This is a genomic window from Geobacillus uzenensis (genome assembly GCF_002217665.1).
Taxonomy (GTDB): Bacteria; Bacillota; Bacilli; order Bacillales; family Anoxybacillaceae; genus Geobacillus; species Geobacillus subterraneus.
Map to the genome: position 1 here is coordinate 256209 of NZ_NEWL01000002.1, position 13994 is coordinate 270202.

The following is a 13994-nucleotide window of genomic DNA, read 5'->3' on the forward strand; positions in this document are numbered from 1 at the left end:
GAGACACCTTCTTTTCGTTTCCGGCTACCTCCGTTTGGCCCATAGTACGTAAATGCCGAGGACGATGAGCCCGAGCGGCCAAAACTTCCAGACGGAAGAAAGGCCGGTTTGGACGAGGTGAAACAGCGGCTGGCCGCGGCCGGAGAACGTCAGCACAACGGCGAGAAGCAAAAAAAATGCGCCGAAGCCGGCGCCGCTTTTTTGTTTGCGGCTGCTGGCGAAAAAGGAGAGCGCGATGATGAAAAAAAACATGTTTGCGCCATGGGGCCAGGACGGAAAGGCGTTCGCAAGCAACAGCTCGACGCCGAAGCCGAACAAAAGAAAGCCGGGGAAGACATAATGGTACTCGCGCGCCGAATACGCCTGCCCGAGCAAGGCGGCGCCGCAAATGGCGAGCAAAGCCGGCCACCCTTGGAGGAAGCGGAGCAACGGAATCGCCATTTGCCCGGCGAGAAAGTACAACCCGAGGCCGATAAACAAGATGCCGGAGAAAGCGGTTCTGTTTTTCACGATCGTGTCCCCCGTTTCCCATTTAGACATGTTTATGGTAGAATGATCACTGTATACAGTTTATCATAGCTCGCGATCGATGTTCACAATTTTTTCAAACCGGAACGATGGACGTCTATGTTATAATAATAGAAGGGATTTGGCTAAGAAGGGGGGATTGCACCGTGCAGATCATCGTGGTTGGCGTCAATTATAAAACCGCCCCTATAGAAATTCGGGAAAAGTTGGCGTTTGGCGAGGCGGAGCTCGGCGAGGCGATGACAAAGCTCGCTAAGCAAAAAAGCATCCTCGAAAACGTCATCGTGTCAACGTGCAACCGGACGGAAATTTACGCGGTCGTCGATCAACTGCATACCGGCCGTTACTATATAAAAGCGTTTTTAGCCGACTGGTTCGGGATGGAAGCGGAAGCGATCGCCCCGTATTTGCTTGTCTTTGAAGGGGAGGCGGCTGCGGGACATTTGTTCCGCGTAGCTGCCGGCCTCGATTCGATGGTGCTCGGAGAAACGCAAATTTTAGGACAAGTGAAACACAGTTATTTGCTCGCTCAAGAGCTTGGAACGAGCGGCACGATTTTTAACCACCTGTTTAAACAGGCGGTGACGTTCGCCAAACGCGCCCATTCGGAAACCGGGATCGGCGCGCATGCCGTGTCGGTCAGCTATGCGGCTGTCGAATTGGCCAAGAAAATTTTCGGCCATCTCAACGGCAAACATGTCCTCATTATCGGTGCCGGGAAAATGGGAACGCTGGCAGCCCAAAACTTGTACGGCAACGGTGTCGGCAAAGTGACCGTCGTCAACCGGACGCTTGACAAAGCGAAGCAGCTCGCGGCGCAATTTTCTGGCGAGGCGAAACCGCTCAGCGAATTGTCGTGCGCGTTGCTCGAAGCGGATATCGTCATCAGCTCGACGGGTGCGAAAGGCTATATGTTAACGAAAGAGATGATGGCGCCGCTTGAGAAAATGCGGAAAGGCCGCCCGCTGTTTATGGTCGACATCGCCGTTCCGCGCGATTTAGACCCGGCGCTCGCCGAACTGGAAACGGTCTTTTTGTATGACATTGACGACTTGCAAGACGTCGTCGCCGCGAATTTGGCCGAACGGCAAAAGGCTGCCGCCCGCATCGAGACGATGATTGAAACGGAACTGGCAGCGTTTGGCCAATGGCTGCAGACGCTCGGCGTCGTGCCGGTCATCGCAGCGCTGCGCGAAAAAGCGCTCGCCATTCAGGCGGAAACGATGAAAAGCTTGGAACGGAAGCTGCCCCATTTGTCGGAGCGCGATCGGAAAGTGCTGAACAAACATACGAAAAGCATTATTAACCAGCTGCTCCGCGACCCGATTTTGCAGGCGAAGGAGCTTGCCGTCGGTCCGAACGCCGACGAAGCGCTTCAGCTGTTTATGAAAATTTTTAATATCGAAGATGCGGTGAAAGCAGAGCAACGGAACGCGCAGCAGGCGGAAGGGCAGTTGCGGGATGAGCAACAGGCGGAAGCGGCCCGCGCCGCCCGCCCATCATGGCAGCTGTAAGGTGGGATGAATGGTGGCGCCGTTGTATGAACTGTCTATTTTGCTCTACATTGCTTCGATTCTTTTCTATTTTATCGATTTTTTGCAGCAAAACCGGAAGGCGAATGAAACCGCCTTCTGGTTGCTTTCTGCCGTGTGGCTGCTGCAAACATTGACGTTCGCCTTCCGCATCGTGGAAACAAAGCGCTTTCCGATTTTAACGATGTCGGAAGGGCTTTATTTTTACGCTTGGCTGCTGATCACGCTGTCGCTCGTCATCAACCGGCTGTTGCGCGTCGATTTCATCGTCTTTTTTACGAACGTGCTCGCCTTTTTTATTTTGGCCATTCATACGTTCGTGCCGTCCTCGCAGTCGCCGGCTGTCGCCGAACGGCTCGTCTCCGAGCTGCTGATCATCCACATTACCCTTGCCCTTGGGGCATACGCAGCGTTTACGCTGTCCTTTCTGTTCTCGGTGCTGTACGTGCTGCAGTACAGTTTGCTGAAAAAGAAAAAGTGGGGCGCGCGCCTTTGGCGGATGGCTGATTTGTCGAAGCTCGATTTTTTATCGCACGTTTTAAATTTGCTCGGTTTGCCTATGTTGTTATTAGGATTGATTCTTGGTGTGATTTGGGCGTACATTCAAATTGATCATTTTCACTGGTATGACGCCAAAGTGCTCGGATCGTTTGTCGTTCTTCTCGTTTATGGCGTCTATTTTTACAAACGGGTCGTCCGGCAGATGCAAGGAAAGGCGATCGCGTTATGGAATATCGGTTCGTTTTTATTTTTGCTTGTCAACTTTTTCTTGTTTGACAGTTTATCAAAATTTCATTTTTGGTATGCGTAATTGAGGAGGAACGAAATGCGAAACATTATCGTCGGCTCGCGGCGCAGCAAGCTCGCCTTGACCCAGACGAACTGGGTCATCAACGAATTGAAGCGGCTCGGGGCGCCGTTTACGTTTGAGGTGAAAGAAATCGTCACGAAAGGAGACCGCGTGCTCGATGTCACGCTCTCCAAAGTAGGCGGCAAAGGACTGTTTGTCAAAGAAATTGAGCATGAAATGCTGACCGGCGGCATCGATATGGCGGTCCACAGCATGAAAGACATGCCGGCGGTGCTGCCAAGCGGATTGGTGATCGGCTCGGTCCCGCGGCGTGAGGATGCGCGCGATGTGCTCGTCAGCAAAGGAAATCTGTCGCTTTCCGATCTGCCGCGCGGGGCGGTCGTCGGCACGAGCAGCCTGCGCCGTTCGGCGCAGCTGCTCGCCTATCGCCCGGATGTGACGATCAAATGGATCCGCGGGAACATTGATACAAGACTAGCGAAGCTAGAAAACGAAGATTACGACGCCATCGTGCTGGCGGCCGCCGGTTTGGCGCGCATGGGCTGGAGCGATGATGTCATCAGCGACTACTTATCAACGGATGTATGTGTTCCGGCGGTCGGCCAAGGGGCGCTTGCCGTCGAGTGCCGCGAAGATGACCGCGAGCTGCGCGAGTGGCTGAGCCGTCTGAACGATGAACAGACGGAACGGGCGGTAAGGGCGGAACGCGCCTTTTTGCAACAGATGGAAGGGGGATGCCAAGTGCCGATTGCCGGCTATGCGGAAGTGAAGGAGGGGACGGTGCGTCTGACCGCACTTGTCGCCTCCCCGGATGGCAAAGAAATGTACAAAGAAATCGTCACTGGCGTCGATCCGGAGGCGGTCGGCCGACAGGCGGCTGCCATCTTGAGCGAACAAGGGGCAAAGGCGCTGATCGAGCGGGTGAAAAAGGAGATGGGCGACTGATGGCCAATCGCGCCCTGGCCGGCAAGACGGTACTTGTCACCCGTGACAAAAAGCAGGCGGCATCGTTTTCCGCCAAGCTGCGCGCCGTTGGTGCGGTGCCGATCGAAATCCCGCTCATCACCATCCGCCCGGCGGCTGCGCCGGAAGCCATCGCCGCGCTCGCCGAACGGCTCGGGGAATACCGCTGGCTCGTCTTGACGAGCGTGAACGCGGTTCGCTTCTTTTTTCCGCACGTTTCGTTGCCGCGGCCGCTGCCGAATGTCGCCGTCGTCGGACGGAAGACGGCGGCCGCGCTCGCTGATTACGGCGTTTCACCGGCGCTCGTGCCGGATGATTTCACCGCTGAACGGCTCGCCGCCATGCTTGCACCGCGCGTAAAACAAGGCGAGCGGGTGCTGTTTGTCAAAGGCGATTTGGCAAGCCCAACGCTGCCTGAGGCGTTGAGGAAGGTAGGCGCCGCGGTCGATGAGTTTACGGTCTATCAAACGGTGCCAGACCTAAGCCGTCGAGAACCATTGTTGGCGCTGCTGCGCGAACGGAAACTGGATGCGGTTACGTTGATGAGCCCATCGGCGGTCCATAGTCTTGCCCGCCTTCTTGGCGGAGAAGCGGTTGCGCTTCTTTCCGGCGTCGCTGTCGCCTGCATCGGGCCGGTGACAAAAAAGGCGGCGGAGCAGGAAGGAATCACCGTACATATTTGTCCAACTGATTACACGACGGATGGTATAATGAAAGCGATGGAACAATATTTTTCCATGGAGGGACGATCAATGCCATTGTCATTTGACCGCCATCGCCGCCTGCGGCAAACGGCCGCCATTCGGGCGATGGTGCGCGAGACGCATCTCCGCGTTGATGATCTAATTTATCCGCTGTTTGTCGTCGAAGGAAGCGGCATTCGCCGCGAAGTGCCATCGATGCCCGGGGTGTACCATTTATCGCTTGATCGTTTGACGGAAGAAATCGATGAAATCGCCGGGCTTGGCATCCGGGCGGTCATGGTGTTTGGCGTGCCGGACGAAAAAGATGAAGTCGGTTCGCAGGCGTATTGCGAGACCGGGATCGTCCAGCGGGCGATCCGCCAGATTAAAGCCCAACGCCCGGAGATGGTTGTTATTGCCGATACGTGTTTATGCGAATATACAAGCCACGGCCATTGCGGCGTGGTGGAAAACGAACAAGTGCTGAATGACCCGTCGCTTGAGCTGCTCGCCAAAACGGCGGTCAGCCAGGCGCAAGCCGGCGCTGATATCATTGCGCCGTCGAATATGATGGACGGGTTTGTCGCCGCTATTCGCCACGGGCTTGACGAAGCCGGATTTGAGAACGTGCCAATCATGTCATATGCCATTAAGTACGCCTCGGCGTTTTACGGCCCGTTCCGCGATGCCGCGGACAGCGCGCCGCAATTCGGCGACCGGAAAACGTACCAAATGGATCCGGCCAATCGCCTTGAGGCGTTTCGGGAGGCCGAATCCGACATCAAAGAAGGCGCCGATTTCCTGATGGTCAAACCGGCGCTCGCCTACATGGACATTATTCGTGACATCAAAAACCGGTTTCCGCTTCCGCTTGTCGCCTATAACGTGAGCGGCGAGTATTCGATGGTGAAAGCGGCGGCGCAAAACGGCTGGATTGATGAAAAAACAGTCGTGATGGAGATGTTGACCGGAATGAAGCGGGCTGGCGCGGATTTGATCATCACATATTTTGCGAAAGATGCGGCCCACTGGATGGCTGACTAGAGAGGGGGCGGAATCGTGCGAAGCTATGAACGATCGAAAGCGGCTTATCAAGAAGCGGTGACATTAATGCCGGGCGGTGTAAACAGCCCGGTGCGCGCATTCAAGTCGGTCGGGATGACGCCGATTTTTATGGCGCGCGGCCAAGGTGCGAAAATTTACGATATTGACGGCAACGAATATATCGACTATGTGTTGTCGTGGGGACCGCTCATTTTAGGGCACGCTGATCCCCAAGTCGTCGAAGCGTTAAAACGGGTGGCCGAACAAGGGACGAGCTTCGGCGCTCCGACGCTGCTTGAGAACGAGCTGGCTAGGCTCGTCATCGAGCGGGTGCCGTCCGTCGAGATCGTGCGCATGGTCAATTCGGGAACGGAAGCGACGATGAGCGCCCTCCGCTTGGCGCGCGGCTACACGAAGCGCAACAAAATCATCAAGTTTGAAGGCAGCTACCACGGGCATGGCGATTCATTGCTCATTAAAGCCGGCTCCGGCGTGGCGACGCTCGGGCTGCCGGACAGCCCAGGCGTGCCGGAATCGGTCGCCCAGCACACAATCACCGTCCCGTACAACGATTTAGACAGCGTCCGCTATGCATTTGAGCGGTTTGGCGAAGACATCGCGGCGGTCATCGTCGAGCCGGTGGCCGGCAATATGGGAGTCGTGCCGCCCGTCCCTGGCTTTTTGGAAGGGCTGCGCGACGTGACCAAACAATACGGCGCCCTATTGATTTTTGACGAGGTGATGACCGGCTTCCGCGTCGACTACCATTGCGCCCAAGGATATTACGGCGTTGAGCCGGATTTGACGTGCCTTGGCAAAGTGATCGGCGGCGGCTTGCCAGTCGGAGCGTACGGGGGCAAAGCCGAGATCATGGAGCTTGTCGCGCCGAGCGGCCCAGTGTACCAAGCCGGCACGCTGTCTGGCAACCCGCTCGCCATGACGGCTGGCTACGAAACGCTCCGTCAACTGACGCCGGAAACGTATGAAGAATTCAGCCGCAAAGCGGCGCGCCTTGAAGAAGGGCTGCACCAAGCCGCCGAAAAATACGAAATTCCTCACACTATCAACCGCGCTGGATCGATGATTGGCTTTTTCTTCACAAACGAGCCGGTCATCAATTACGAGACGGCCAAAACGTCCGATTTGGAGCTGTTTGCCGCCTATTACCGGGAGATGGCGAACGAAGGCGTTTTCTTGCCGCCGTCGCAATTTGAAGGGCTGTTTTTGTCGACCGCGCATAGCGATGAAGACATTGAATATACGATCGCCGCTGCCGAACGGGCATTTGCCCGCCTGCGCGGCTAGAGGAAACGGGCTGCCGCCACGGCCAGCCCGATTTTTTTATCATACCGCCTCTTTTCCGTTCATACAATGGATAATGTCATAGAAACTATTTGCCGAGGGGACGGAAGGAGGAAGTCCGGTTGGAGCAATCGTATTTGCGTTTTTCATTGGAAGAGTCAGTCTGGTTTAAAAGCGGACAGGAAGTCGCCGAGTTTTTGTCTATTTCTCTTGACCCGATCATTTCCGTCGACGAGTACGACCAATATATTACGATTCGCGGTGCGCTCGAGTTAAGCGGAGAATTCCGCCAAGCGGACGAACCGCAGCAGGCGGACGTCGACGATGATGCGTTTGAGTTGGCGAGCTATCGATTCATTCAGCACATTTCGGTGCGTGAGGACGGCATTAGCGAACTGTCACACCGTTTTCCGATCGATATTACAATCCCGAAAAACCGCATTCGTGAACTTGAAGATGTGTACGTGACGGTGGAATCGTTCGACTATGATTTAAGCGACAACGGACGGCTGCTCGTGACCGCCGACATCTCGATCAGCGGGATCAGTGAATCGCCGCTCGTCGATGATTTGCCGAACGATGATGAAGATGAAGAGCCGTTGTTTGCCCCGTTTGAGTCAATCGCCCGCAAAGAGGCAGCCGACGATGAAGCGTTTACATCGGAGAACCAACCCGCTAGTGAGGCGGGCGAACAGCCTGTCGCCGCAGTCAGTGAAGCGCCGCCTTCCACCGTTGAGCCAGCGGCTGTGCGTCATGAAGAAACGCTGTCTAATGAAACAGAGGATGTAAAAGAGCCGTTTTTGCCGCTTGAGACGGAAACGAAAGCCGTCAACGCGGAAGGGGAAGAGGAGATTGATTCCGTGTTGCCGCCAACGGAGGCGAAAGTATCGATCGGGGCCGCTAAAAAAGCGGTGAGTGAAGAGGACGAGGAAGAACAACAAGCGGAAGTGAAAAGCGAAAACGCCCTTTATTTGACGAAGCTGTTTGCCAAAAGTGAAGCGGAAGAGTTTACAACGGTCAAAATTTGCATCGTCCAGCAAGGAGATTCGTTGGACAAGATTGCTGAACGGTATGATGTGACCGTCTCGCAGCTGCTGCGCGCCAACGATCTGGAAAGCCCGGATGACGTGCACGAAGGGCAGCTGTTATATATTCCGGCCTTGGCGGGAAGCCGTCCTTTCTCATGAAAGGAACGCTTTCCGTTTCTTTTGCCGGCGAGGGGGCGTAATGATGGCCATACGTTCTGAAACGTGCCGCGCCGTGCTTCATCAGTATGGGATTCAGCCGCAGCGCATCGAACAGCGGGGCAAAGCGGCAAAAGTGTATACCGACCGCGGTGTTTTTGCCTTAAAACCGCTCGACGGTGAACAAGAGGCGGCCGCCATCTGGCACTCGCTTCACTATTACGGCCGCCATTGCCCTCCGTTTTATTGGACGCGGCAACGATCGCCGTTTGCTGCGGAGGGAAGCCGCCTTTATTATTTGCAAGCATGGCAGGAGGGAGAAACGAAAGCAAAAGAAGAAACGGTGCGCGCTTTTTTTCGTGGGCTGGCCCGGCTCCATCGCGCTACCGCCCGCACCGTCGAGGCGAGCGAGGAGGAGATCGCCGCGTATCGAAAGCAAAAAAAAGAGGAATGGCAGCAGGAGCGGGCGATTTGGGAAGAGCGGATTGAGCGGTATGAAACCGCTTGGTACATGTCACCGTTTCAGCTGCAGTGCTGCACGTATTTTCATGAGGTGATGCGCGCCTATTTGTTTGCCGAGGAACAGCTGACTGCGTGGGAGGAGGCGCTCGAAGAAACGAAACAATGGCGCATCGCTTGGGTGCACGGAAAAGCGCGCCTTTCCCATTACGTGGCGCCGTATTGGATCAGCTGGGAGCGGGCGCACTGGAATTCGCCGGTATACGATTTGATTGCCGCGCTTCGCGTGCATGTCCGAACGCTTCCGCCGCTCGGTCCCGAGTGGATGGGGGGAATCGATGAATACGAAAAGGAATTGCCGTTATCCAACGGGGAGCGGGCGTTTTTATACAGCCATTTGGCCGAGCCGCGCGGGTTTGTCCGCTGCCTCGAACAGTATGAAGCCGCTCCGCGAACGGAACGGAACGAGCGGGACTATGTCGCCGCCTTGCAGCGCTGTTATTTTGCCTTTAAAAACATGGAAGCGATCGTGATGCATCTTGTCCAACGCGACGCCGCGCGGCAGCAAGAAGAGGCGGCCGATCATGAAGCGACAGCCGAAGGGGACGGCAGCGGTTAAATCCATTCCAAATGGAGCGCCACAGCAATCAAAACAAAGATGGCTAATAAAATGACATCGAACGTCGTCGGCAAAAAAATGGTGCGAATGGCTTGAAAAATGGTGAGCGGAATGATCACTTGGGCACAGACGGCGCGCACTTGCCTCAGCCACGGCGGCCACGAATACGGGTTGAATCGCCGCATCGGCATTTCCCTCCTTCTCTGGTTTACTATACAATATGAAAAGAACGATCATTTGTCACCAAACCGGGGCGAGTGGAATAAATAAATAAAAACTTGGCAAAGATGATGGACAATGGTAGTATAATAATCGAATAATGACGAAAAAAAGCGAAGACAGGGAGGAGTACAGCAGTCCGCGCCTGCAGAGAGGGAAATCAAAAGCTGCGAGATTTCCTAGGATGGCGGTTGCTGGAAGGTCGCCCTTGAGCTGCTTCGCTGAAAGGCGAAACTGCCGAGTAGGGGAAGCCGGCGTGATGCCGTTATGCCAATGAAGCGCTTAAGCCCTAGAGGGCGGGTGGTTGAATGGAGAATGTGGTTGAAAGACGCCGTTTCCCAAAGTCGGGGAACGTTGCGGCCGCTTCGGATGGAACATCGCCCGGTGCTTGAACGATACGGTTTTGCTATCCTCTAGGCTTAAGAAAAAAGGTGGTACCGCGAAAGCAGCTCCTTTCGTCCTTTTTGGATGAAAGGGGCTTTTTTGCTTGCCAATCGGATGATGCACTCCGTAGGCAACAGCCATTGTCGATCACATGAAGGAGGGAACAAAAGTGGCACAGCATGAAGTGTCGATGCCGCCAAAATACGACCATCGCGCCGTTGAGGCGGGGCGCTATGACTGGTGGTTGAAAGGCAAGTTTTTTGAAGCGACCGGCGATCCGGACAAACAACCGTTTACGATCGTCATTCCGCCGCCGAACGTCACCGGCAAACTGCATTTGGGGCATGCATGGGATACGACGCTGCAAGACATCATTACGCGCATGAAGCGGATGCAAGGCTATGACGTTCTTTGGCTTCCGGGCATGGACCATGCCGGCATCGCCACCCAGGCGAAAGTGGAGGAAAAATTGCGCAGCCAAGGGCTGTCGCGCTACGATTTAGGCCGGGAGAAATTTTTGGAAGAAACGTGGAAGTGGAAAGAAGAGTACGCCGGCCATATTCGCAGCCAATGGGCAAAATTAGGGCTTGGCCTCGATTATACGCGCGAGCGGTTTACGCTGGATGAAGGGCTGTCCAAAGCGGTGCGTGAAGTGTTCGTCTCGCTTTACCGGAAAGGGCTCATTTACCGCGGCGAGTACATTATCAACTGGGACCCGGTTACGAAAACGGCGCTGTCGGATATTGAAGTCATTTATAAAGAAGTGAAAGGCGCTTTATACCATTTGCGTTATCCGCTTGCCGACGGTTCCGGCTACATCGAGGTGGCGACGACCCGGCCGGAGACGATGCTCGGCGATACGGCGGTGGCGGTGCATCCGGATGACGAGCGGTACAAGCATTTGATCGGCAAAATGGTCAAACTGCCGATTGTCGGCCGCGAAATCCCGATTATCGCCGATGAGTATGTCGATATGGAATTCGGCTCCGGGGCGGTGAAAATTACGCCGGCGCACGACCCGAACGACTTTGAAGTCGGCAACCGCCACAACTTGCCGCGCATTCTCGTCATGAACGAAGATGGCACGATGAACGAAAATGCCTTGCAATATCAAGGGCTTGACCGGTTTGAATGCCGGAAGCAAATCGTCCGCGACTTGCAAGAGCAAGGCGTCCTCTTTAAAATTGAGGAACACGTCCACTCCGTCGGCCATAGCGAACGGAGCGGCGCGGTCGTTGAACCGTATTTGTCGACGCAATGGTTCGTGAAAATGAAGCCGCTCGCCGAAGCGGCGATCAAGCTGCAACAAACCGACGGAAAAGTGCAGTTCGTGCCGGAGCGGTTTGAGAAAACGTACTTGCACTGGCTGGAGAACATCCGCGACTGGTGCATTTCGCGCCAGCTTTGGTGGGGGCACCGGATTCCGGCGTGGTACCATAAAGAGACGGGGGACATTTACGTCGACCACGAGCCGCCAAAAGACATTGAAAATTGGGAGCAAGACCCCGACGTGCTTGATACGTGGTTCAGCTCGGCGCTTTGGCCGTTCTCGACAATGGGCTGGCCGGATACCGACTCGCCGGACTACAAGCGCTACTACCCGACCGATGTGCTAGTCACCGGCTATGACATCATTTTCTTCTGGGTGTCGCGCATGATTTTCCAAGGGCTTGAGTTCACCGGAAAGCGGCCGTTTAAAGACGTGTTGATCCACGGTCTCGTCCGCGACGCCCAAGGACGGAAAATGAGCAAGTCGCTCGGCAACGGGGTTGACCCGATGGATGTCATCGACCAGTACGGCGCCGATGCACTCCGCTATTTCTTGGCGACCGGCAGCTCGCCGGGGCAAGATTTGCGCTTCAGCACGGAAAAAGTCGAAGCGACATGGAACTTTGCCAATAAAATTTGGAACGCGTCGCGCTTTGCGTTGATGAACATGGGCGGCATGACGTATGAGGAGCTCGATTTAAGCGGCGAAAAAACGGTCGCCGACCATTGGATTTTGACGCGCCTCAATGAAACGATCGACACGGTGACGAAGCTCGCCGAAAAATATGAATTTGGCGAAGTCGGGCGCACGCTGTACAACTTTATTTGGGACGACTTATGCGACTGGTATATCGAAATGGCCAAACTGCCGCTCTATGGCGACGACGAGGCGGCGAAAAAGACGACCCGTTCCGTGTTGGCGTATGTGCTTGACAATACGATGCGCCTGCTTCACCCGTTCATGCCGTTCATTACCGAGGAAATTTGGCAAAACTTGCCGCATAAAGGAGAGTCGATTACGGTCGCCCCGTGGCCGCAAGTGCGCCCGGAGCTGTCGAACGAAGAAGCGGCCGAAGAGATGCGGATGCTTGTGGACATCATCCGTGCGGTCCGAAACATCCGCGCTGAAGTGAACACGCCGCCGAGCAAGCCGATTGCGCTCTACATTAAGACAAAAGACGAACACGTGCGGGAAGCGCTTTTGAAAAACCGCGCTTATTTGGAACGGTTCTGCAACCCGAGCGAATTGGTCATTGACATGGATGTTCCGGCTCCGGAAAAAGCGATGACTGCCGTCGTCACCGGGGCGGAGCTCATTTTGCCGCTTGAAGGGCTGATCAATATTGAAGAGGAAATCAAGCGGCTCGAAAAAGAGCTCGACAAGTGGAACAACGAAGTCGAGCGCGTCGAAAAGAAACTGGCCAACGAAGGCTTTTTAGCGAAAGCGCCGGCCCATGTCGTCGAAGAAGAGCGGCGCAAGCGGCAAGATTACATCGAAAAGCGAGAAGCGGTGAAAGCGCGCCTCGCTGAGTTGAAACGGTAGACAAACGATTGTTTGGTTGATTATGATGAAGACGAATCCGCTATCATGCGGGTTCGTCTTTTTCGCTGGCGGAAGCCGTTCGGCCCATCGCCAGCCTTTCGATCTAGATCTTCTCAAGGGAGGAGTCGTGAATATGATCCGCACATATGAGGAAGCCGTCGCTTGGATTCACGGGCGGCTGCGGCTTGGCATGAAGCCGGGACTAAAACGGATGGAATGGATGATGGAAAAGCTCGGCCATCCAGAGCGCCGCGTCCGCGCTGTCCATATCGGCGGAACGAACGGCAAAGGGTCGACGGTGGCGTATTTGCGCTCGATTTTGCAGGCGGCCGGGTATTCCGTCGGCACGTTCACTTCGCCGTATGTCGAGCAGTTTAACGAACGGATCAGCGTCAACGGTGAACCGATTCGCGATGAAGAAATCGTGGAGCTGGTGCGAGTCATTCAACCGCTTGCGGACGAACTCGAACGAACAGAACTTGGCGGACCGACCGAATTTGAAGTGATCACCGCCATGATGCTTTATTACTTCGGCAAACAACAGATTCAAGACATCGTGCTCATTGAAGTCGGGCTCGGCGGCCGCTTGGACTCAACTAACATCATTTATCCGCTCGTTTCTGTCATTACAAACGTCAGCTACGATCATATGAACATTTTAGGCGATACGCTTGGGCAAATCGCCGTGGAGAAAGCCGGAATCATCAAATCGGGCGTGCCGCTTGTGACGGCGGTGAAGGAACCGGAGGCGTGGGAAGTGATCGCCAAAACGGCGGCGGAGCGGAAGGCGAAAACATATCGTCTCGGCGTTGATTTTACTGTAACAGACTGGAAAACGATCGCCGAAGGAGAGCAGTTTTCCCTCGCCACGCCGTTTGCCGAATACCGCGATTTGCGCATTCAAATGCCCGGCGCCCATCAAGTCGACAATGCGGCGGTGGCGGTGATGGCGGCAGAATTGTTGCGCCTTGGCTATTCGTTTTTAATCGAGCCGGAGCATATCGCCGATGGGCTGGCCACTGCTGCTTGGCCCGGCCGGTTTGAGCGGGTGAGCGGCAAACCGCTCATCATTCTCGACGGCGCCCATAACGAAGCGGGCATTCGCGCCCTTGTCGAGACGGTGCGCGCTCATTATCCCGACAAGCGCGTCCATGTCTTGTTCGCCGCGCTGACCGACAAGCCGCTTGAACGAATGATCCGGCCGCTTGACGAGCTGGCTGAGACGATCACGTTTACGACGTTTGATTTTCCGCGCGCCGCCCAAGCAGAAGCATTAACAGCCCTTTCTTCCCATCCGCAGAAGGCGGCCGTAAGTGATTGGGCCGGCTGGATCCGTGAGAAGAAAAAACAAATAGGGGACGATGGGCTGCTGCTTGTCACCGGATCGCTTTATTTTCTGTCCGAAGTGCGAAAACGGTTAAAAAATAATGCCAAGCGATGAAAAGGATTGGTAT

General features: G+C 55.2%; 11 protein-coding genes, 1 pseudogene and 1 other annotated feature. Of the genes and pseudogenes, 10 read left to right on the forward strand and 2 right to left on the reverse strand.

What is annotated here, in order from left to right; genetic code table 11:
• Nucleotides 1-24 precede the first annotated feature (24 nt).
• Nucleotides 25-510 (reverse strand): hypothetical protein, encoded by a 486-nt coding sequence (locus B9L21_RS02755; protein ID WP_063165106.1) that lies wholly within the window; start codon nt 508-510, stop codon nt 25-27.
• Between the two features lie 164 nt (nt 511-674).
• Between B9L21_RS02755 and hemA the strand changes: the two genes are divergently transcribed.
• The 8 genes and pseudogenes from hemA (at nt 675) to ysxE (ending at nt 9125) form a co-directional block, all read left to right on the forward strand.
• Nucleotides 675-2042: a glutamyl-tRNA reductase gene (hemA, locus tag B9L21_RS02760; RefSeq protein WP_063165107.1), complete on the forward strand. Its 1368-nt coding sequence runs from the start codon at nt 675-677 to the stop codon at nt 2040-2042.
• A gap of 10 nt (nt 2043-2052) precedes the next feature.
• Nucleotides 2053-2871 (forward strand): cytochrome c biogenesis protein, encoded by an 819-nt coding sequence (gene ccsA / locus B9L21_RS02765; protein WP_063165108.1) that lies wholly within the window; start codon nt 2053-2055, stop codon nt 2869-2871.
• Nucleotides 2872-2886: 15 nt separating this feature from the next.
• On the forward strand, nt 2887-3816 hold the full coding sequence (hemC, locus tag B9L21_RS02770; RefSeq protein WP_063165109.1) for a hydroxymethylbilane synthase: 930 nt from the start codon (nt 2887-2889) through the stop codon (nt 3814-3816).
• Nucleotides 3816-4535 (forward strand): annotated as a pseudogene (locus tag B9L21_RS17860) (uroporphyrinogen-III synthase); the annotation flags it as partial. The gene hemC and the pseudogene B9L21_RS17860, both read left to right, overlap by 1 nt.
• Nucleotides 4536-4586: 51 nt before the next feature.
• On the forward strand, nt 4587-5561 hold the full coding sequence (gene hemB / locus B9L21_RS17865; protein ID WP_063167291.1) for a porphobilinogen synthase: 975 nt from the start codon (nt 4587-4589) through the stop codon (nt 5559-5561).
• 15 nt (nt 5562-5576) lie between these two features.
• The gene (hemL, locus tag B9L21_RS02780; protein WP_063165110.1) at nt 5577-6866 is read left to right on the forward strand and encodes a glutamate-1-semialdehyde 2,1-aminomutase; all 1290 of its coding nucleotides are present in this window, start codon (nt 5577-5579) and stop codon (nt 6864-6866) included.
• A gap of 119 nt (nt 6867-6985) precedes the next feature.
• Nucleotides 6986-8050, forward strand: a complete 1065-nt coding sequence (spoVID, locus tag B9L21_RS02785; RefSeq protein ID WP_063165111.1) for a stage VI sporulation protein D — start codon at nt 6986-6988, stop codon at nt 8048-8050.
• A 43-nt stretch (nt 8051-8093) separates the two neighbouring features.
• Complete coding sequence (gene ysxE / locus B9L21_RS02790) at nt 8094-9125, forward strand: spore coat protein YsxE (RefSeq protein ID WP_063165112.1); 1032 nt, start codon at nt 8094-8096, stop codon at nt 9123-9125.
• Here the strand turns inward: ysxE and B9L21_RS02795 are convergent.
• Nucleotides 9122-9310: a hypothetical protein gene (locus tag B9L21_RS02795; protein WP_008881097.1), complete on the reverse strand. Its 189-nt coding sequence runs from the start codon at nt 9308-9310 to the stop codon at nt 9122-9124. The genes ysxE and B9L21_RS02795 overlap by 4 nt on opposite strands.
• A gap of 141 nt (nt 9311-9451) precedes the next feature.
• Nucleotides 9452-9810 (forward strand) — a binding site (T-box leader).
• A gap of 69 nt (nt 9811-9879) precedes the next feature.
• On the opposite strand from B9L21_RS02795, the gene B9L21_RS02800 reads away from it, so the two are divergent.
• Both B9L21_RS02800 and B9L21_RS02805 read left to right on the forward strand, forming a co-directional pair.
• Nucleotides 9880-12540 carry a valine--tRNA ligase gene (locus B9L21_RS02800; protein ID WP_413229264.1) on the forward strand — a complete coding sequence of 887 codons (2661 nt, stop codon included), beginning with the start codon at nt 9880-9882 and terminating at the stop codon, nt 12538-12540.
• A 133-nt stretch (nt 12541-12673) separates the two neighbouring features.
• Complete coding sequence (locus B9L21_RS02805) at nt 12674-13981, forward strand: bifunctional folylpolyglutamate synthase/dihydrofolate synthase (protein ID WP_063165114.1); 1308 nt, start codon at nt 12674-12676, stop codon at nt 13979-13981.
• The last annotated feature ends 13 nt before the right edge of the window (nt 13982-13994 follow it).

Bases quoted from the DNA above. Each gene is read 5' to 3' on its own strand.
- ccsA (WP_063165108.1), top strand. From the start codon at position 2,053: ATGGTGGCGCCGTTGTATGAACTGTCTATTTTGCTCTACATTGCTTCG.
- hemC (WP_063165109.1), top strand. From the start codon at position 2,887: ATGCGAAACATTATCGTCGGCTCGCGGCGCAGCAAGCTCGCCTTGACC.
- hemB (WP_063167291.1), top strand. From the start codon at position 4,587: ATGCCATTGTCATTTGACCGCCATCGCCGCCTGCGGCAAACGGCCGCC.
- ysxE (WP_063165112.1), top strand. From the start codon at position 8,094: ATGGCCATACGTTCTGAAACGTGCCGCGCCGTGCTTCATCAGTATGGG.
- B9L21_RS02795 (WP_008881097.1), bottom strand. From the start codon at position 9,310: ATGCGGCGATTCAACCCGTATTCGTGGCCGCCGTGGCTGAGGCAAGTG.
- B9L21_RS02800 (WP_413229264.1), top strand. From the start codon at position 9,880: ATGAAGGAGGGAACAAAAGTGGCACAGCATGAAGTGTCGATGCCGCCA.
- B9L21_RS02805 (WP_063165114.1), top strand. From the start codon at position 12,674: ATGATCCGCACATATGAGGAAGCCGTCGCTTGGATTCACGGGCGGCTG.